The organism is Xanthobacter sp. 126 (assembly GCF_000526175.1).
GTDB lineage: Bacteria > Pseudomonadota > Alphaproteobacteria > Rhizobiales > Xanthobacteraceae > Xanthobacter > Xanthobacter aminoxidans.
Genome location: NZ_JAFO01000001.1, coordinates 1,902,767 through 1,921,191, shown reverse-complemented (window position 1 = coordinate 1,921,191; position 18,425 = coordinate 1,902,767). Strand labels below are relative to the sequence as shown.

General features: G+C 67.0%; 21 protein-coding genes and 1 tRNA gene. 20 read left to right on the top strand and 2 right to left on the bottom strand.

Translation table 11 applies throughout. The features are described 5' to 3' along the window. Positions 1-36: 36 nt before the first annotated feature. Together glsA and XAN126_RS0109185 are read left to right on the top strand one after the other, a co-directional pair. Positions 37-1,866, top strand: a complete 1,830-nt coding sequence (gene glsA, locus XAN126_RS0109190; protein ID WP_029559088.1) for a glutaminase A — start codon at positions 37-39, stop codon at positions 1,864-1,866. 163 nt (positions 1,867-2,029) lie between these two features. Continuing rightward, positions 2,030-2,827 carry a DUF2189 domain-containing protein gene (locus XAN126_RS0109185; RefSeq protein WP_024278295.1) on the top strand — a complete coding sequence of 266 codons (798 nt, stop codon included), beginning with the start codon at positions 2,030-2,032 and terminating at the stop codon, positions 2,825-2,827. A 41-nt stretch (positions 2,828-2,868) separates the two neighbouring features. Here the strand turns inward: XAN126_RS0109185 and XAN126_RS29360 are convergent, their stop codons facing one another. Both XAN126_RS29360 and XAN126_RS0109175 read right to left on the bottom strand, forming a co-directional pair. Then, a complete protein-coding gene (locus XAN126_RS29360; protein WP_348550906.1) occupies positions 2,869-4,047 on the bottom strand; it encodes an NUDIX hydrolase in 1,179 nt (392 codons plus the stop codon). Between the two features lie 253 nt (positions 4,048-4,300). Continuing rightward, positions 4,301-5,053, bottom strand: a complete 753-nt coding sequence (locus XAN126_RS0109175) for an SIMPL domain-containing protein (RefSeq protein WP_024278293.1) — start codon at positions 5,051-5,053, stop codon at positions 4,301-4,303. A gap of 193 nt (positions 5,054-5,246) precedes the next feature. On the opposite strand from XAN126_RS0109175, the gene XAN126_RS0109170 reads away from it, so the two are divergent. From XAN126_RS0109170 to XAN126_RS27010, 18 genes are all read left to right on the top strand, one after another. After that, positions 5,247-5,322 (top strand) — tRNA-Ile (locus tag XAN126_RS0109170). A 140-nt stretch (positions 5,323-5,462) separates the two neighbouring features. Then, entirely contained in the window at positions 5,463-6,674 is a 1,212-nt protein-coding gene (locus XAN126_RS0109165; protein ID WP_024278292.1) for an integrase arm-type DNA-binding domain-containing protein, read from the top strand. A 653-nt stretch (positions 6,675-7,327) separates the two neighbouring features. Further along, entirely contained in the window at positions 7,328-8,551 is a 1,224-nt protein-coding gene (locus tag XAN126_RS0109160) for a phage portal protein (protein ID WP_024278291.1), read from the top strand. Then, complete coding sequence (locus XAN126_RS0109155; protein ID WP_024278290.1) at positions 8,551-9,054, top strand: HK97 family phage prohead protease; 504 nt, start codon at positions 8,551-8,553, stop codon at positions 9,052-9,054. The genes XAN126_RS0109160 and XAN126_RS0109155 overlap by 1 nt, the downstream gene beginning before the upstream one ends. Positions 9,055-9,056: 2 nt before the next feature. Then, positions 9,057-10,244 carry a phage major capsid protein gene (locus XAN126_RS0109150; RefSeq protein ID WP_024278289.1) on the top strand — a complete coding sequence of 396 codons (1,188 nt, stop codon included), beginning with the start codon at positions 9,057-9,059 and terminating at the stop codon, positions 10,242-10,244. 10 nt (positions 10,245-10,254) lie between these two features. Continuing rightward, on the top strand, positions 10,255-10,641 hold the full coding sequence (locus XAN126_RS0109145) for a hypothetical protein (protein WP_024278288.1): 387 nt from the start codon (positions 10,255-10,257) through the stop codon (positions 10,639-10,641). Between the two features lie 190 nt (positions 10,642-10,831). Beyond that, positions 10,832-11,095, top strand: coding sequence for a hypothetical protein (locus XAN126_RS0109140; RefSeq protein WP_024278287.1), 264 nt, complete (start codon positions 10,832-10,834; stop codon positions 11,093-11,095). Between the two features lie 2 nt (positions 11,096-11,097). Continuing rightward, complete coding sequence (locus XAN126_RS27670; RefSeq protein ID WP_024278286.1) at positions 11,098-11,433, top strand: HNH endonuclease signature motif containing protein; 336 nt, start codon at positions 11,098-11,100, stop codon at positions 11,431-11,433. Further along, positions 11,430-11,738, top strand: coding sequence for a head-tail connector protein (locus XAN126_RS0109130; RefSeq protein ID WP_029876946.1), 309 nt, complete (start codon positions 11,430-11,432; stop codon positions 11,736-11,738). The genes XAN126_RS27670 and XAN126_RS0109130 overlap by 4 nt, the downstream gene beginning before the upstream one ends. Next, entirely contained in the window at positions 11,735-12,193 is a 459-nt protein-coding gene (locus XAN126_RS0109125) for an HK97-gp10 family putative phage morphogenesis protein (protein ID WP_024278284.1), read from the top strand. Before XAN126_RS0109130 ends, XAN126_RS0109125 begins: the two co-directional genes overlap by 4 nt. 3 nt (positions 12,194-12,196) lie before the next feature. After that, positions 12,197-12,688 (top strand): hypothetical protein, encoded by a 492-nt coding sequence (locus XAN126_RS0109120; protein ID WP_024278283.1) that lies wholly within the window; start codon positions 12,197-12,199, stop codon positions 12,686-12,688. After that, a complete protein-coding gene (locus XAN126_RS28665) occupies positions 12,688-13,023 on the top strand; it encodes a hypothetical protein (protein WP_024278282.1) in 336 nt (111 codons plus the stop codon). The genes XAN126_RS0109120 and XAN126_RS28665 overlap by 1 nt, the downstream gene beginning before the upstream one ends. Then, positions 13,020-13,265, top strand: coding sequence for a hypothetical protein (locus XAN126_RS28660; RefSeq protein ID WP_024278281.1), 246 nt, complete (start codon positions 13,020-13,022; stop codon positions 13,263-13,265). Before XAN126_RS28665 ends, XAN126_RS28660 begins: the two co-directional genes overlap by 4 nt. Then, positions 13,262-13,672 carry a DUF3168 domain-containing protein gene (locus XAN126_RS28655; RefSeq protein ID WP_024278280.1) on the top strand — a complete coding sequence of 137 codons (411 nt, stop codon included), beginning with the start codon at positions 13,262-13,264 and terminating at the stop codon, positions 13,670-13,672. The genes XAN126_RS28660 and XAN126_RS28655 overlap by 4 nt, the downstream gene beginning before the upstream one ends. Next, positions 13,669-13,989: a phage head closure protein gene (locus XAN126_RS0109100; RefSeq protein WP_024278279.1), complete on the top strand. Its 321-nt coding sequence runs from the start codon at positions 13,669-13,671 to the stop codon at positions 13,987-13,989. The genes XAN126_RS28655 and XAN126_RS0109100 overlap by 4 nt, the downstream gene beginning before the upstream one ends. Next, complete coding sequence (locus XAN126_RS0109095) at positions 13,986-14,393, top strand: phage terminase small subunit P27 family (protein WP_024278278.1); 408 nt, start codon at positions 13,986-13,988, stop codon at positions 14,391-14,393. Before XAN126_RS0109100 ends, XAN126_RS0109095 begins: the two co-directional genes overlap by 4 nt. Further along, positions 14,359-15,972, top strand: coding sequence for a terminase TerL endonuclease subunit (locus XAN126_RS0109090; protein ID WP_024278277.1), 1,614 nt, complete (start codon positions 14,359-14,361; stop codon positions 15,970-15,972). The genes XAN126_RS0109095 and XAN126_RS0109090 overlap by 35 nt, the downstream gene beginning before the upstream one ends. After that, a complete protein-coding gene (locus XAN126_RS27010) occupies positions 15,965-18,289 on the top strand; it encodes a hypothetical protein (protein WP_024278276.1) in 2,325 nt (774 codons plus the stop codon). Before XAN126_RS0109090 ends, XAN126_RS27010 begins: the two co-directional genes overlap by 8 nt. Positions 18,290-18,425 lie beyond the last annotated feature (136 nt).

The following is an 18,425-nucleotide window of genomic DNA, read 5'->3' as shown; positions in this document are numbered from 1 at the left end:
GTGGCGTTTCACTGGAGGTGAATTCGGAGCCTGACCTTGCCCCATCCCTCGACCACCCTCGAGACCCCGTTGCTGCGGTTCCTGAAGGACACGCACGCGGACTTCTCCCGCATCGACGAGGGCGAGGTCGCCTCCTACATCCCCGAACTGGGCAAGGCCAATCCCGACCATTTCGGCATCGCCGTCGCCACCACGGACGGGCATGTCTACGAGGCGGGCGACACGCAGGTGCCGTTCACCATCCAGTCGGTGTCAAAGGCCATGGTGTTCGCCCTGGCGCTCGATCTGCTGGGGGCGGAGCGGGTGGAAGCGGCCATCGGCGTGGAGCCGAGCGGCGAGGCGTTCAACTCCATCCGCCTTCGAGCCGACAACAAGCCGTTCAACGCCATGGTGAATGCGGGCGCCATCGCCTGCTCGGGCCTTATTGCCGAGAGCACCGGCGGGGATGCGTTCGAGCTGATCCGCCAGGCCCTCGGCCGCTTCGCCGGGCGCGACCTCGGCCTGGATGAGGCGGTGTTCGAGAGCGAGCGCTCCACCGGCGACCGCAACCGCGCCATCGCCTACCTCCTGCGCACCTATGGCGGCGTCACGGGAGACGTGGACCGGCTGCTCGATGTCTATTTCCGCCAGTGCTCCGTGCTGGTCACCGCCCGAGACCTTGCCGTGATGGGCGCGACCTTCGCCAACCACGGCGTCAACCCGCTCACCGGCGTCACCGTGGCCTCCAGCTACGCGGTGGCACGCACGCTGGCGGTGATGAGCTCGTCCGGCATGTACGACTTCGCCGGCGAGTGGATCTACCGCGTGGGCGTGCCGGCCAAGAGCGGTGTGGGCGGCGGCATTCTCGCGGCGCTGCCGTCCCAGCTCGGCCTCGGCACCTTCTCTCCGCGGCTCGACATGCACGGCAACAGCGTGCGCGGCATCCGCACCTGCGAGGCCATTTCCGAGGCCTTCGACCTGCACATGCTCTCCCGGCGGGACGATGTGCGCACCTGCATCGTCGCCGACTACGATTTCCGCACCGTGCCCTCCAAGCCCGGGCGGCAGCCGCACGAGCAGGACATCCTTTCCGCCCGTTCCGGCGCCATCCGAGCCATCGAGCTGGCCGGCAAGCTTTCCTTCGCCTCCATGGATTATGTCACGCGACGCCTCACCGACCCCGGTGACGTGCCGGAGTTCCTCATCCTCAACCTGCACCGCGTCGCCACCATCACCGATGCCGGCCTGAGGCTGCTGACCGGCCTCATCAAGAACCAGCTGCCGGCCGCCACCACCGCGGTCATCGCCGGCGTCGAGGCCGCCTCCCCGCTCAATCCCCAGCTGAAGGCGCTGCGCGAGCAGGGCGTGCGCGTGCGCATCTTCCCCACCTACGACGCGGCGGTGGAGTGGGCCGAGGACCAGGTGGTGTACCGCCATGGCGGGTTCTCGCGCATAGAGGTGGAAGCGGACCTCAGCCGACAGGCGCTGCTCGCAGGCCTTTCCCCTCAGGAGCTGGCTGATCTGTCCCGGCTCGGCACCCGCGTCGTATTCCCGGCCGGCACAAGGATCATCTCCGCCAACGAGCCGCCGGCCAGGGTCTATTTCCTGCTGCGGGGCATGGTCAGCGCGCGCTCGGTGGGAGACGTGCGGCTCTCCACCATGATCCCCGGCATGGTGTTCGGGGAAATGGCGCTCATCGAGCAGCCGCGCAGCACGGACGTCTGGGCGGACACGGAGGCGGTGTGCGTGGAGGTGACGGCCGACCAGTTCCATGCCTTCCAGGAGACCCACGCCCGCGCCGCCGACAAGATCATGCGCAACCTCGCCATCCTGCTTGCCGGGCGCATCCGCATGGCCACCGCCCGCATCGAGATGCTGACCGGATAAGCCCTTCCGCATCATTGGCTTGCATCATCACAGGCGCGGGGCCCAGGAGGCCGTCCGGTCGCGCACCGCGCCTAGCACTTTCGGCCAGCCTTGAGCGAAGCCCTTTACAACCCCCCGTTCCCCTCCCAGTCTTCTTCCAAAGAGAAGAATTCGGGAGGTGAAGATGGTGGATACGGTGGAGAACCGGCCACAGGCCGTGCAGGCGATGCCGGCGGTCCGGGCGGTGACGTTCGCGGACGTGAAGGCCTCGCTCATCGAGGGACTGTCGGACTTCGCGCAGGCTCCGGCCTTCGGCCTTGCGTTCGGCGCGCTCTATGCGGCGGGCGGTCTCGCCATCGTTGCCTGCGTCTTCTTCTTCGAACTGGGCTATCTCGCCTATCCGCTTTTCGCCGGATCCGTACTGATCGGGCCCTTCGTGGCGGCCGGGCTCTACGATGTCAGCCGGGAACTCGAGGCGGGCCGCCAGCCCACATGGCAGGGCGTCCTGTCCACCATCTTCGCCCAGCGCCAGCGCGAGCTTGGATGGATGGCGTTCGTCACCATCTTCGCCTTCATCATCTGGATGTATCAGGTGCGGCTGCTGCTCGCGCTGTTCCTCGGCTTCTCCTCCTTCGCCACACTCAACGACTTCCTGAAGGTGCTGTTCACCACCTCGGACGGCATCGCCTTCCTGGCGGTGGGCCACGTGATCGGCGCCGCGCTTGCACTAGGGCTCTTCTCCATTACCGTCATCTCTTTCCCGCTGCTCATGGACCGGGATCTCGACGTGGTGACCGCGATGATCACCAGCGTGCAGGCGGTGCTCACCAGCCCTGGTCCGATGATCCTGTGGGGCATCTGCGTCGTGGCGCTGATCGCCATCGGCACGGCGCCGGCCTTCCTCGGGCTGATCTTCGTGCTGCCGGTTCTGGGGCACGCCACATGGCACCTGTACCGTCGGGCCGTGGCGCCGCTTCCCTGAAACGGCCACGCCAACGCGAAGGCGGCGTCGGCGCACGCCGCCTAGCGCTTCGGCTTGGAGGGAGATTTAGGCGCGGCGGCCTTGCGCGCCTGCGTCTTCTTGCTGGCGGTAGCACTCTCCGTGGCGGACGCGAGCGCCTTAGCGGGCTTGGGTGTCGTTGTCTTGGGCGTCGTGGTCTTCGCAGTGGCGGTCTTGGCCGTCGTAATCTTGGCAGCCGCGGTCTTGGCAGCCGGTTTCCTGACCCGCGCAGCTTTGCCCGAGGCGGTTTTGACTGCCGCAACTTTGGCCGGCTTCGCTGAGCCCTTGGCCTTCGCCACCTTCGGCTTCACGGCCTTGGGTTTCACCGACTTTGCGATCGTCGCTGTCCTCGCCGCCTTGGCGACCGTCGTCTTGGCAACGCCCTTGGTCCTCGCCCCCGTTTTTGCCGGGTTGGCATCGGCGGCAGGCACCGGGGCCTGAGCAGCCTTCGCCTGTGCTGCAAGCGCCTTGCTCACCTTGCCCTTGGCGCCCTTGGTCCGGGCGGGCGGCGCAGCGTCCTTCTCCTGCGCCTCACCGGCCAACGACGGGTTTTCCGGCTCCATGGCAAGCGCCGCTCCGCCCTTCGCGGACTTCGTCTTGGCCGTTTTCGCCTTGCTCGCCTTCGCCTTTGCCGACTTCGGGGCAGCCTTTACCGGCTTCGGCTCCTTCGACGGCTTTCCCGTCGGCGCCTCGGGCTCGGCCTGCTCGGTCGCAGCGTCCGTGCCCTTGGCCACCTTAGCCTTGCCTTCCCGGACCTTGGTCGCCTTCGCTTTCGTCGGCTTCGCCTTGGCGGCGGCTCCTTCGGCGGCGCTCGCGGCTTCGGCCTGCGCCTCCTCCCAGCGCCGCGCCATGATGGCGCCGAAGGACAGGATCAGCTCGGAGAGATCCTCCTCCTGAACCGCCGCAGCAGCAGTTTCGACGGAGAACCAGAATCCATAGCGCTGGAACCGTTCCGGCCACTTCTGCAGCAGGCGCTTGACCTTGAGCGGGAACACCAGCACGTCGCAGAGCACCGAGCGGGTGCCGAGGCGCTTCTCGTAGGTGTATGCGCCGAGCGGCTCGCGGGAGACCACGCCGACGAGGCCAGCCTCCTCATAGCACTCGCGGGCGGCCGTCTTTGGAGGAGTCAGTCCCTTGATGGGCCATCCCTTGGGGATCACCCACCTGCGCGTCTCGCGGGAAGTAATGAGGCGAACCTGCACCTCGCCATCGCGCCGCACACGGTAGGGCAAGGCAGCATATTGCACCCTGCGTCCCGAAGGCCCGCCGGTGACCGCGAGATGGGGCCATTCCGACGAAGGCGCCATGACGATCCAACATCGGCGGTACGTGAAAAACAGACGCAATACACGGGGGACCCGTTCTCCGCCCGCCGACGGTAGAATCGGTCATTATGACTGATCTATCACAAAGCATTCCTGCCAAGAAATCGGCCTGGAACGCGACGGCCGGCCCCTATTGGGGCTCGGCCTCATAGACCAGGACGGTGCGAGCCCGCACCTCGATCTCCCCGGCCTCGACCGGCACGGCCATGCGGGCCGAATCCGCCTTCATCATCATGGGCGCCGGCATGATGGGACCGCCGCTCTGCCCCTCGGGCTGGATCGACATGATGCGCGTGAGCCGAAGCCCCGCAGCCGCCGCGACGCCCTTCGCCTGCTCGATGGCATCCTTCACGGAGGCGGCGCGCGCTTCGCCTTCCAGACGGTCGGTGTCGGCGAGGGCGAAGGAGAGGCCGGAGGCCTGGTTGGCTCCGGACTGCACCACCTTGTCGAGGAGCCCGCCGAGCTTGCCTAGGTCGCGCACCGTGATCCGCACCGAATTGCGCACCTCGAAGCCGATCAGCTTCGGCGTCTCGCGCGACGGCGGCTGCGGATAGGACTGCTGCGGCTGGATGGAGAAGGAGGAGGTGGAGATGTCGTTCGGCGCAATGCCGGCAGCCTTCAGCGCTGCAATCACCTCCGACACCGCCTTGGAATTGGCGGCAAGGGCGTCATCGGCGGTCTTGGCGTTGCTGACGACCCCGGTGGTGAGTACCGCCATATCCGGCGGCGCGGTGCGCTTCGCCTCGCCTACCACCGTGATGGTGGCCGCCGCTGCCGCAGGCCCCGCAACGGCAAGCGTTGCGGCCAAGGCCGCCGCGAACACGGCCGCCGTGCTGGCAGCGGCGCGCGGAAGGGAAACGATGCGGGCCGGCGAATGACGCATGGAGGTATCCTCGTTCGGCCCCGGGCGTTCTTTCACCGGGACATGAACCCGCAGACGACAGCGCGAACACGGCGCCATTGCGGCGAGCCCTCCCCCGTCCCCACCCTAAGGGCATGCGTCTCCCGGCTGGACGGGAATCTGTTGTTCCCGAGAGGCAGGATTGGTAGAGCAGCAGGGACATGCCGCACTTTGGGGGCCTGTAGCTCAATGGTTAGAGCTGACCGCTCATAACGGTTAGGTTGCAGGTTCGAGTCCTGCCGGGCCCACCAATTTCCATTACCATAAGATAACACGACGTCACGCGGAGCACCGACGGGCGCCCGCCGTTGCTTGTCTCTTTGCCACGCAAGCTATCAGGGGCTAACATGACATAACGTTCGATTGGCGGTATTTTTGACAGTACCGTCAAGTGCGATGGGAGGGGGAAATACCGTCACTCTCAGATGCGGCGTGCCGGAATGCAAAGGCCGGGGACAAGCCCGCCAAGATCCATGATTCCGGCGGGCTCTACCTGTTCATTTCGCTTGCCGGCGGAAAGCTCTGGCGAGTGGACTACCGCCATCAAGGGAAGCGCCGTACCGCCAGCTTAGGCGCGTATCCTGGCGTCAGCCTCGCTGCCGCACGCAAGGCGCGGGACGATCTCAAGAGCCACCTGTCTGCACAGTTGGACCCTGCCCAGGTGAAAAGGCAGGAAAAGCGGACAAAGCAGGCATTGGCCGCGAACACCTTCGAGAAGATCGCCCGGGAATGGTTCGCGGCGAAGGTGCCGAGCTGGGTTCCCTCCTACTCCGATCGCCTTATGAGCCGATTGGAGGCGGACATATTTCCCCCGCTCGGCCGGCGCCCGATCGCGGAGATCGAGCCGCCGGACGTCTTGGAGGCAATACGGAAGGTTGAGGCACGTGGCGCGGTGGAACTCGCCAAGCGCGAGATGCAGGTGGTGGGTCAGATTTTTCGTTTCGCCATTGCCAGTGGTCGCGCGAAGCGGGATCCGACGCAGGACTTGCGTGGCGCCCTCAAGTCACCAGGCAGACCGCAACACCATCGCGCAATGCCGCGAGACGACCTGCCCGGCTTCCTTCGTGCACTGGACGCCTACGACGGCGAGCCCATGACGAAGCTCGCCCTCAAGCTCATGGTGCTGACCTTCGTGCGCACCGGTGAATTGCGCGCCGCGCGATGGGCCGAGTTCGAAGGGCTCGACGGACCAGAGCCGCTGTGGCGGATCCCTGCCGCTCGGATGAAGATGCGATTCGAGCACCTGGTGCCCATCGCGCCTCAGGTGGTGGCCGTCCTGCAGGACCTTCGCCCGCTCGCCGGACGCAACCCGCACCTCTTTCCCTCCCCCAGCAAGGAGGGCTTCATGTCGAACAACACCATGCTCTTCGCCATGTACCGCATGGGCTACCACGGGCGGGCGACAGTGCACGGGTTCCGGGGCATGGCGTCCACTTGGCTAAACGAGGCGGGATACAACCCGGATTGGATCGAGAGGCAGCTGGCACATGACGAACGGAACGAGGTGCGCGGCGCATACAACAGCGCCCAATACCTCGCCGGGCGCCGACAGATGATGCGCGATTGGGCTGACTTCCTTGACCGCGCGGTGGCAACAGCTTGATCCCGCGGGCCGGGACACGACGCCCCTGCCGCGAGACCTCGGCTGGCTGCCACCGGGACACAATGAGCGATTTCCGGGACACCAGCGGCGAAATGCGGGACATAGCCATTTCGGGCAGGTGCAGGCGCGCCCTCTCCACCACCGAGACTTGCGAACCTTTCACGCGTACGCGCGCGTGCGCGCCGTTAGTATAACCCTATAAAAGGAAATGGATTTCAGGACAGTTCTTAGGGGCGCCCAGCGCCCCCATAGAGCAGCTCTCCAATCCACGACGCTCCCGACCCACCATTGTCCCCAGCCCCGCGCGAGGATGTCCCGTCGTTGTCCCGGCATCGCGTGGGCCGAGCGCTCGCTTGAGGCTCGCTCGCGTCGGCTGAGGGGCGGAGGCGTCAGCGTCGGAAGTCCCCTGCTCTGCGTCGCGCCGAATCCCTGCGATGCGATCGGCCGCCCACGGCCACGCCAATCGATCTGAGGCGGTAGGCCCCCGGGGGTGGTTTGCGACTTGAGGGTGTGGATCCCGGACCGGCGGGGGTCCATCGCGCGACATGGAGCCCAAATAGGGTTTTTCGCCCCCCACCACAAAGATCGCGACGGATCGTCAAAGTTCAGCAGACGGGATTCCCCAACCCGAGGCGCTGCGATTCCCTCGCCGCATGCTCAACCGCCTTGACCGCGCCCTCAGCTCGATCGGACTGCAGCGAAAATCCCTCGCTGCGCCAGACGCCGGCACCGCTGCTCTGTTCGGCGTTTCGACGCCGACGGCCTCCGGCGTGAACGTCGGCCCCGGCACCGCGCTCCAGGTGCCCGCCGTGAAGTGCGCGGTGCAGGCCATCAGCGAGGCGGCGGCGACCCTCGATGTGAAGGTGATGCGCCGGGACGGCGGGGCTGAAACGGAGGTTCCCGACCATCCGGTGCTCGGCTTGCTGCGTGACCGGGCAAACGACTGGACGCCTGGTTTCGAATTCGTCCGCGACCTCGTGGCGTCGGCGCTGGTCCATGACGCGGGTGGCCTCGGCTGGATCAATCGCGTCGAAGGTCGGCCGGTGGAGATCATCGCCTACGACACCGCCCACCTGACTGCGCAGCGCCATGAAGACGGCACCGGCGCCTATCGTTACCTCCTCAACGGCCGCGAAGAGCCGGCGGCGAACATCATCCACCTGCGCAGCCCTTACGGCCGCTCGCCGGTGTCGCTGGCGCGGGAGAGCATCGGGCTCTCGATCACGTTGGAGCGGCACGCGAGCAAGCTCTTTGGCGCCGACAGCCGGCCCGGCGGCCTGGTGTCTTTCAAGGAGCGCATGACGCCTAAGGCGTTGATGGAGGCGGCCGAGGCATTCGCGGCCATGCTGACGAGCGCGAAGACCAAGGGCACCGCCTTCCTCGACAATGAGGCGGAGTACCACCAGCTCGTGCTTTCAAGCGTTGACGCGCAGTTCATCGAGTTGACCGGTTTCCAGATCCTGCAGATCGCCCGCGCCTTCCGGGTGCCGCCGCAGATGCTGTACGACCTGACCCGCGCCACGTGGTCGAACGGCGAGCAGATGGGGCGAGAATTTCTCGTCTACACGCTGGAGCCATGGCTTCGCGCGCTGGAAGGCGCCCTTCGCCTCGCGCTCTTCAGCGAAGAGGAATACCCGACCCACCGGGTTCATTTCGAGCGGGACGACCTTACCCGCGCCGATCTCGGCACCCGCGCCACCGCCTATTCCACGCTGATTTCCGCTCGCGTCGTGAATGCCAACGAGGTGCGCCAGTGGGAAGGCCTCGCGCCCTATGATGGCGGCGACGCCTTCGCCAATCCGAACACCGGCAGCAATCAGGCCGGCGCGGCGGCGCCGCAGCAGGATGGCGGCCGGCCCGCGGGAGGGACGGCGTGATGGACCGCCTGTTCTTCGAGACGAAGATTGCGGCCGACGACGCCGGCACCATTCGTGGCGTGGCGTGGAAATTCGGCACCCCCGATCGGGTCGGCGACGTGATCGAGCCCGGCGCATTCGCCAAGGCCGCGCTCCCCATCCCGATGCTCTTCGGCCACGACATGGGCGACCCCATCGGCACGTGGGACACCGCGACCGAGAAGGCGGACGGCTTCCACGTTGAAGGCAAGCTCCTTGTCAACGAGGTGGCCCGCGCCCGCGAGGTGTTCGCCCTGGTGAAGGCCGGCGCGGTGCGCGGCCTCTCCATCGGTTTCGTGACCAAGAAGGCCATGACCCGCCCCGGCGGCGGCCGGACGATCAAGGCGCTGGAGCTGTTCGAGGTCTCCCTCGTCACCGTGCCCATGCACCCCGGCGCGCGCGTCACAAGCGCCAAATCGGCCACGGCGGCGCTCGCCATCGCCGGGGCTCTCCATCGCGCCACCACGGCGATCAGCAAGAGGTGAACATGCTTCAGGACACTGCGGCGCCGCTGGGCGTCATCGAACACAAGGGCGAGGAGGACGATCCCGCCGCCGCCGTCACCGCCGCCCTCGAAACCTTCAAGGCCGAGGTGATCGGCCGCATCGAGAAACTGGAGGCCGGCGCCTCGCCCGATCCCCAGCCGGAGACCAAGGGCTTCGACAAGCTCAACGACCGGCTGGACAAGATCGAGGCGAAGATGAACCGCCCCGGTATCATCACTGAGCAGGGCAGCCGCACGCCGGAGCAGAAGGCTTTTGAGACCTTCCTTCGCTCTGGCAAAGAACTGGTGCCGGAGGTGGAGCGCAAGGCTCTGGTGGTGGCCAACGATGCCTCGGCCGGATACCTCGTGGCCCCGGAGCCGCTGACCGCCGAAATCCTCAAGAAGGTGGAGCAGCTCTCCCCCATGCGCCAGCTCGCGCGTGTGGCAGGCATCTCCTCCTCCGGCGTAACGATCCCGAAGGAAACCTCAGCGCCGACCGCCGATTGGGTGGAAGAGACCGAGGATCGCCCGGAGACCGGCGCCACCTATGGTCAGCAGACCATCAACGTCCACGAGGCGGCCGCCTGGATCGACGTGAGCCAGCGCCTCCTTGAAGATGCGGCCTTCGACATCGAGGCCGAGATCATCTCCCGCCTCGGTGCCGCATTCGCCAAGCTGGAAGCACCCGCCTTCGTGAATGGCAACGGCTTCAAGCGGCCGCTCGGCTTCATGGTGGACCCCACCGTGTTGGACGTCGCCGGTGGCCACGCATCGCAGCTGCAGGCGGACGGGATCGTGGACCTCTACCACTCCATCCCCAGCGCCTACGTGGGCCAAGCGGTGTGGGGCATGAACCGCAAGACCATGGCCGCGGTTCGGAAGCTGAAGGACACCACGGGCCAGTATTACTGGGCGGATAGCCTTTCCGCCGGCAATCCGCCCACCATTCTCGGCCGGCCGGTGGCCGAGTTCCCCGACCTCGGTGACGTCGCAGCCAACGCCCGCCCGATCGCCTTCGGTGACTTTGGCACGGCCTATCGGATCTTCGATCGCGTTGGCGTCACCATCATGCGTGACCCCTTCACGCAGGCACAGAAGGGCGTCGTTCGCTTCCATGCCCGTCGGCGCGTCGGTGGCGCCACCGTGATGGGCGAAGCCCTGCGCACCATGAAAATCGCCACCACCGTTTGAGGAGGCTCGAATGCGCGACCTGAAGAACAACATCGGCGTGGTGAAGGCCATCACGCCCGCGGTCCTCGCGGCGACGACCACGGGCGACGCCATCGACCTCCTCGGCTTCAACTCGGCGGTGCTGGTGGTGAATACGGGCGCCATCACCTCGGCCGGCGATTTCACTGCGAAGTTGCAGGAGAGCGACACCACCACGTCGGGGGACTTTACCGACGTGGCAGCGGATGACCTGCATGGGACGTTCCCCGCGAGCCTCGCGGCGGACTCGGTTGTCCGCGTCGGATACGCCGGAGCGAAACGCTACGTCCGCACCGTGGTGACGAAGAATTCGGGGACCTCCATCGCCGCCGGCGCGGTGCTGGTGAAGGGCAACCCGGCGGAGAAGCCTGTTCCCTGATCTGGCGCCTCATGGATGAGGGCGCGTAGCGGCCCGCCCAACAGCGGAAACCCCGCCTCCCTGGCGCCAGGCCTTGGAGGGTCAAGGCGGGGAAGGTCGCGAGCACCGGCAGTGCACTCCTTTCGGCTGCCAAGGGCTCAAGGGCGGGGCTTCGCGATGAAGCTCCGCCCACCCACCAAAGGAATTGATGATGGACCGGCATGCCTCAGAAGCCGACACGGCGATCAACCTTGGCCGCAGGGCGCGCAATGTCACGCCCTCCGGCTCCGACGTGAACCTGGATCCCATCCCGAAGACGGTCCTCTGCACCACCGACGGCACGCTGGCCTATGTGCCGGTGGACAATGCCGACGGCGAGGTGGTGAGCCTGGTGGTTATGGCGGGATATGTCGCGCTCCACCGCCCCCGCCGCATCAAGGCCAGCACCACCTGCACCGTCTGGACGGTCGAATAGCCATGCCCGTGCGCGCTCCTCGCATCTGCGGTTGCGGCTATCGCATCCCCTCCGGCGAGCGGTGCCCGTGCGAGCGTAAGCGAAAGGCCGAGGCGGATGCGCGGCGGCCGGCGGCGCGCCAGCGTGGCTACGATTCGAAATGGGACGCGGAGCGCGCAGCCTACCTGAAGACCCATCCGAAATGCGTCCGCTGTCCCAGCGCCGCGACGGTGGTCGACCACAAGATTCCGCACCGCGGGGACATGAAGCGGTTCTGGGACCGGAGCAACTGGCAGGCCCTCTGCCGCAACTGTCATGACCGGTGGAAGCAATCTCAGGAGCGAAGGGCGGTACCATGAGCGACACCCTCACCATCGTCTCTCTGGACGACCTGAAGGCGCACCTCAACGTCACATCCGACGATGACGACATCCTGTTGACGGCCCAGCTGGGTGCCGCGCGCGGCTATGTGGAAGGTTGGTGCGGCCCGCTCGACGACTTCACCGCCGGCGTCCCGCCGGCTCTGGTGCAGGCGATGAAGATGTATGTCGCGCACCTCTACGAGAACCGCGAATCCACATCCTTCGCCGCGACCGCCTCCGAGATGCCGATGGGATTTTTCGACCTCATCAGCCCGTGGCGGAAATGGAGCTTCGGCGCATGAGCGAGGACAACGGCCTTGCCCGCCTCAACCGTCGCCTCGCGGCCATCCCCAAGGCCGCGCGGGAGGCTGTGCAGCCAGCTCTCAAGAAGGCCGGGGACACGTTGGCGAAGGACGTGGCGCACCTGGCGCAGCGCTCCCGCGACACCGGCGACCTGATCGACAGCATCGCCGTCACCACCGCGGGCAATGCGACGCCGCCCTATTCGCAGCCGGGTGGTGGGCAGGTGGTGCCGGAAAATCAGGTGCTTGTGACCGTCGGCAACACGTCGGTCCGATACGCCCACCTGGTCGAGTACGGCACCGCGCCGCACGAGAACCGCGGCGAGTTCGCGGGAACCCGACACCCTGGCACCGAGGCGCAGCCGTTCTTCTGGCCCGCCTTCCGCCTCAACAGAAAGAAGCTGGCGCGCAGCATCAAGCGGGCCGTCGGCAAAGCAGTGAAGCAAGCGAGGTGAACCATGACGGCATCTGCAACCACGAACGCCAAGATCTACGTCGGCACCACGGCGGTGATCGACTTCACGACCGACGCGGGGGCGATCGACGACTTCGAGGCCGACACCTGGAAAGAGGTCAAGAATGTCGAGGACCTCGGCGAGTTCGGCGACGAGTCCAATGAGATCAGCTATGGCGTCATCGGCGAGAGCCGCATGTTCCGCCTGAAGGGTGCTCGCGACGCCGGCACCATCGCCCTCGTCTGCGTCCGTGACGCCTTCGATGACGGACAGCGCGCCCTGATTGCGGCGGAGAAGACCTCCCACGACTACAACTTCAAGGTGGAGGTGGGCGACGATCCCGCCGGCGGGACGCCGACGATCTATTATTTCCGGGCGCTCGTCATGAGCGCGAAGAATGCCTTCGGCGGCGTCGGCGACGTCGTGAAGACCACCTTCAACATCGGCGTGAACAGCGCCATCCTTGAGGTGGTCGCGACCGAGGCGACGCCGTGATGATGGACGGGCATGTCACCATCGCGCTGGCGGGCCAGCCCGCCACGCTGGCTCCCACCCTCGGCGCGGCAATCGAGCTATCGCGCCGGCATGAGAACTTCGGCGCGCTCCTCGCCAAGATCGAGGCTCTCGACTTCCTCGCCTCGGTTGACGTCGTACGCATTGGCCTCGGCCGGCCGGAGCGGGAGCACGAGGCCACTGCGCAGGAGGTCTTTGAATCCGGCCTCCTGGACCTCATGCCCAGCATCGCGCGGTTCGTCTTTCTCCTCGCCAACGGCGGCCGGCCGCCCAAGGAGGAGGACACGGCGGAAGCCGGCACCCCTTTCGGCGCGTGAGCCACGCGGAGTTTTTCGCGTCGCTCTTCCGGTCCGCAACCGGCTGGCTGGGCTGGCCTCCTGCGGTGGCCCTTGCCACCGCCATCCCTCACATCGAACTCGCCATGGAGGGCCGGGCCGAGATGCTCAAGGCGATCTTCGGCGGCGGAGACAAGCCGGGCGGCGGCGGCTCGGTCGGTCAAAAGGCGAAGCTGGCGTTCGGGTCGCTTGGGGCCCGGCGCGTGGAAAGGAAAAAGTCGTGAGCCCCGACCTCGCATTGCAGAAGGCGCTCCTCGCCCGTCTCGCCACCGCGGCCGACGTGACGGCGCTGGTGCCTGCGGCGAACATGGTGGACGGTTTCGGCATCCCGCAGCGCTTCCCCTCCATCGTGCTCGGCGAGGGGCAAGTGGTTCGCGAGCCGCTCACCCTGGAGGCGCGGCACCGGCGCATCTACGCCACGGCGCACATCTGGACCAAGAGCGCGCCGACCGCCCGCGCCATCGCCGGAGCGATGACGGCGGCGGTGGAGGGCCTGCCCTTCTCCAACCTTGAAGGTGGGCACCACGCCATTTCTACCGTGGTGAGCAGCACCCGGTTCCTTCGCGATCCCGACGGCGAGACCGCACACGGTGTGCTGACGGTGGACTGCCTGATGGAGGTCGCGCCGTGAGGGCCGGGACACTCGATCGCGCCATCTCTATCCAGCGTGCCACGGAAGCGCGGGATGACCTTGGCGTTGTGACCACGACGTGGGCGACGCTCGCCACCATGCGCGCCGCCCTTATCCAGGCGAGCACCAACGAATATCTCCAGGGCGCCGGGCTCCAGGGCGACGCCGCGGTGATCTTCCGCACGCGCTTCCTGGACGGCGTGACCGTGCGTGACCGCGTGCTCTACGACGGCATCGCGCACGACATTCAGGAGGTGAAGGAGATCGGGCGCCGGAAAGGGCTCGAGATCCGCACCGTGGCGAGGGCCGTCCAATGAGGGGACGCAGGCCCGCCACCGTCTCGCCGGGAACCCCTGCCCTGAACCGCGCGCCGCCCGCGCCCGCCTGGCTGTCCACGATCGCGAAGGGGGAGTGGCGGCGGGCGTGCCGGATCCTGATGGAAGAGCGGCGCACCCTCACGGCAGCCGACCTCCCGACGCTCGCGGCATATTGCGCGGCGGTCGCGCAGGTGCAGGAGGCGACACAGATACTCGCGCGCGAAGGTCTCACCTTCTCCGGGCCCCAAGGGCCCAAGCGTCACCCGGCGGTGGGCATCCGCCACGACGGCATGACGCAGGTGCGCCAGCTTGGCGGCGAACTTGGCCTCACCCCCATGAGCCGGAGCCGGCCGGGCCTCAGGAGCGACGATGATCCCGAAAACACATCCGGCCTGGATCTTTGACGGCTCCCCCATCCCCGACCCGCTCGGCTTCGGGAAGCGGGCGGCGGACTGGCTGCGTCGTCTCTGTCACCCCAAGAGCACGGCGCGCGGGAAGCGCTTCCAGCTCGATCCCTGGCAGGAGCGTATCGTCCGCCGGATCTACGGCCCGCGGCATCCGGATGGCTCCCGCGTCGTGAAGACAGTGGTGCTGCTGCTTCCGCGCGGGAACCGGAAAACCTCTCTCGCCGCCGCGCTGGCGCTGCTCCACACATTCGGCCCGGAGCGAGTGGACAGCGGCGAGGTGCTCAGCGCGGCGTCGGACCGGAAGCAGGCGCGTCTCGCCTTCGCCGAAGCGCTGGGCATCATTCGGCAGACGCCGCCTATCGATGACGTGACGGCGCCGCAGGACTACAAGAACCGCCTCGTTAACACGAAACGCGGCAGCTTCTACGAGGCAATCAGCTGCGACGCCGGCACGCAGCACGGCCGCACACCGGCCTTTGTGCTTGCCGACGAACTACACGCCTGGAAGAAGCGCGACCTGTGGGATGTGCTCCGCTCTGGCCTTGTGAAGACGCCCGGCTCCCTCCTGATCGTCGCCACCACGGCGGGCCGGGGACAGGAGAACATCGCGCACGACATCGTGGAGGATGCCCGAAAGGTGGCGCGGGGCGAGGTGGATGACCCTTCGATCCTGCCCATCCTGTTCGAGGCGGAAAAGGGCGAGGACTGGCGGGACGAATCGGTGTGGCACCGGGTCAATCCCGGCCTCGCCCACGGCTATCCGGATCTTGAAGGCCTCCGCCAGCTGGCGCGCGAGGGCGAACGCCGGCCTGGCGATCGAGAGGCCTTCCGCCAGCTCAACCTCAACGTCTGGCTAGATCACTCCTCCGACCCGTTCGTGGACATGGGCATCTATGACGAGGGCGCCGCGCCGGTGGACCTCGCCGCCTTGGAGGGCGAACCTTGCTGGCTCGGCGTCGACCTATCGTCGAACGGCGACCTCACGTGCATTGTTGCGGCTTGGCGTGATGGTGAAGACGGCTACATCGTTCACCCCTGGTACTTCTGCCCAGCCGACAACCTGCGCGCCCGGGCGGAGCGGGACGGAGTGCCCTACCCCGCTTGGGCGGATGGCGGCTTCATCAATCCCACCGCCGGCAACGTGGTGGACTTCCGCCATGTGGAAAATGTCATCCGCGACCTCTGCGCCCGTTTCCGTGTGCAGGAAATCGCCTTTGACCCGCACCTCGCGCGCAACACCCTGAACACCCTGCTGGAGGAGGGATTACCCGCGGTGGAGATGCGGCAAGGCTGGGTCACCATGGCGCCGGCGGTGAAGGAGCTCGAGCGCGCAATCGTCGGCCGGCGCTTCATCCACGGCGCCCACCCGGTGCTGCGCTGGAATTTCGAGAACATCGCGATCCACACCGACCCGGCCGGGAACCGCATGTTTCACAAGGGCAAGAGCCGGGACCGCATCGACGGTGCCGTTGCCTGCGCGATGGCCGTGGCGCGGGCGGCGGCCGGGTCCGCCGGCGCCAGCATGTTCGAAGATCCGGCGGCGGTGGCGAGCTTGATGGAGTTTCTCAATGGCTAGCGAAGACGAACGGCTTGTTGTTGCCCTTGAGGCCCGCATCCGGGATTTCGAGAAGAATTTCGAGAAGGCGCAGAAGACCGCCAACACCCGGTTCACGGCGATCGAGCGCCGCGCCGAGGCCTCGGCCGAGAACCTCAAGGCGGCATTCTCGGGCGCCGGCGCGTCCATTGCCTCGGTGTTCGGCACCCTCGGCGGCGCGGGCATTCTCGCCGGCGGCGGCATTGCCGGAGCCATCACCACGCTGAAGACGGCGGCTTCCTCGGTGGCGGACCTGGCGGCCGAGGCCAAAAAGGCTGGCGTGGCGTTCGAGCCGTTCCAAGAGCTGAAATACGCCGCCGAGCAAGGCCGCGTTGGCGTCGACGCCCTGACGGACGGCCTGAAGGAGATGCAGCTCAGGGCCGACGAATTCATCCGCACCGGCGCCGGATCGAGTGAGGAAGCGTTCAAGCGGCTCGGCTACAGCGCGGCCGACCTCAAAAAGAAGCTGGAGGATCCCGCGGCCCTCTTCGAAGAGATCATCGACAAGATGAAGCGCTTTTCGAAGGCCGGGCAGATCCGGATCGCTGATGAGGTTTTCGGCGGCACCGGCGGCGAACAGTTCGTCAAGTTCATGGATCAGGGCGTCGGCTCGATCAGCCGGGCACGTCAGGAGGCCCGCGACCTCGGCGTGATCCTTTCGCGCGATGTGGCGGCCGAAGCGCAGCGGGTGACGCAGGAATTCGACAAGCTGTCACTCCGGATCGAGGTGGCGCTGAAAAGCGGCGTCATCGAGGGCGCGGCTGCCCTGCGGGAATACAAGACGGAGATCATCGGCATCGCCGCCGCCTTCGGCGCGCTCGCGGCCGGCGCGACGCTCGGTCCGGTCGTCGCCTCTATCAGTGCAGCAGCGGCCGCGGCTGTCACCGCCGGCGTCCAGATGACCGCGCTGAATGCCACCATCCTCTCGGTAGCGGCCGCGCAGCGGGTGGCGACGCTCGCAAGCGCAGGCCTGGCGGCGGCGCTCCGGCTGGTGGGAGGGCCGTGGGGCATCGCGATCACCGCGCTGGTCGGCACGTTCGCCGCGCTGGCGATGCGGCAGGACAAGGCCAAGGTGGCGACCGAGGCTCACCGCGACGCAATGGGCCAGCTGGACAAGGCAATTTCCGAGGTCAAGGCGCGCGTCCCCGGCGCCGAGGCGGCACTGAAGGCCCTCGGCGATCAGCATGTAGAGAATGCGGAGAAGGCGCTCGCCGACGCCCGGGCGGAGCTCGAATATGCGAAGGCCGTTGCGGCAAACCAGAACGTGGGCGGATGGGCCGGGAAGTACGGCGCCAAGATGCCGACCACCGACACCGCGCAGATGACGGCCGCCCTGCAGCAGTACATCAAGGCCGTTGAGGAGGCGCAGGCGCGGCTCGATCAGCTGAAGGCGAAGATGGCGAGCGCGCCGACCTCGGCGCCGGCCGCGATGCCGGATCCGTCCATCGGGTTCGGCTACAAGGATATCGAGAAAGCCTCTGCCCAGCGCCTGCGCGACCTTCAGCAGGAACAGGCGCAGCTCGGCATGACCACCCAGGCGGCCGCCGAATACAAATTCATGATGGACGCCATCAACACGGCGGCCGAGCACCACATTCAGCTGACGCCGCAGCAACTCGAACAGCTTCGCCAGCTTGCGGCGCGGTATGCCGAGGTGAGCGTCAGCATTGAGAAAACCAAGGCGTCGCAGCAGCGGATGAAGGAGCTTCAGAGCGAGCTTGGCAGCCTCGCCCAGAACTCCATCATGGGGCTGGTGGACGGCACGAAAAATTGGAACGACGTGCTGAAGGACAGCCTGAAGCTGCTCGCTGAGCTGATCCTGAAGGCGGCGCTCCTCGGCGAGGGGCCGCTTGGGACGGGCGGCGGTGGGCTGATCGGGTCTCTCTTCAAGGGCGCCGGCTTCGCCGAGGGTGGGTACGTCAAGGCCGCGTCCGGCGGTTTCATCAGCGGGCGGGGAACGGCAACCTCAGACAGCATCCGGGCCAAGCTCAGCAACGGCGAGTTCGTCGTGAACGCAGCGTCTACCAGGAAGTACCGGAGCCTCTTGGAGGGCATCAACGCCGGCCGGATGCCAAGCCTGGCGGCCGCAGGGGCTGGGACGGGCGCCATGGTCTCGTCGCCAGTGACAGCAAGCTTCTCGCCCACCTTCAACATTGACGCCTCTGGAGGTGGCGGCGCGTCACCGGAACAGCTTCAGCAGCTGACGCTCTCCACGATCAAGGCTTGGTGGAAATTGGCTCGCATCGACGTGGTGAACGTCGTCCGCGAGGCGCGGGCAGCGCGCATCAAGGGGGTCTAGTGTCCTACCGCGCCGTTCGACTTGCGGGCAGTTCGCGCCCGACGAATGCGGTGGGCCGGGGCGACTTTCACCTCTCGGCGGGCACCGTATCGCGTTATGTGGCTGCGCTCGCTCCGATCCTAAAACGCGCAGATCC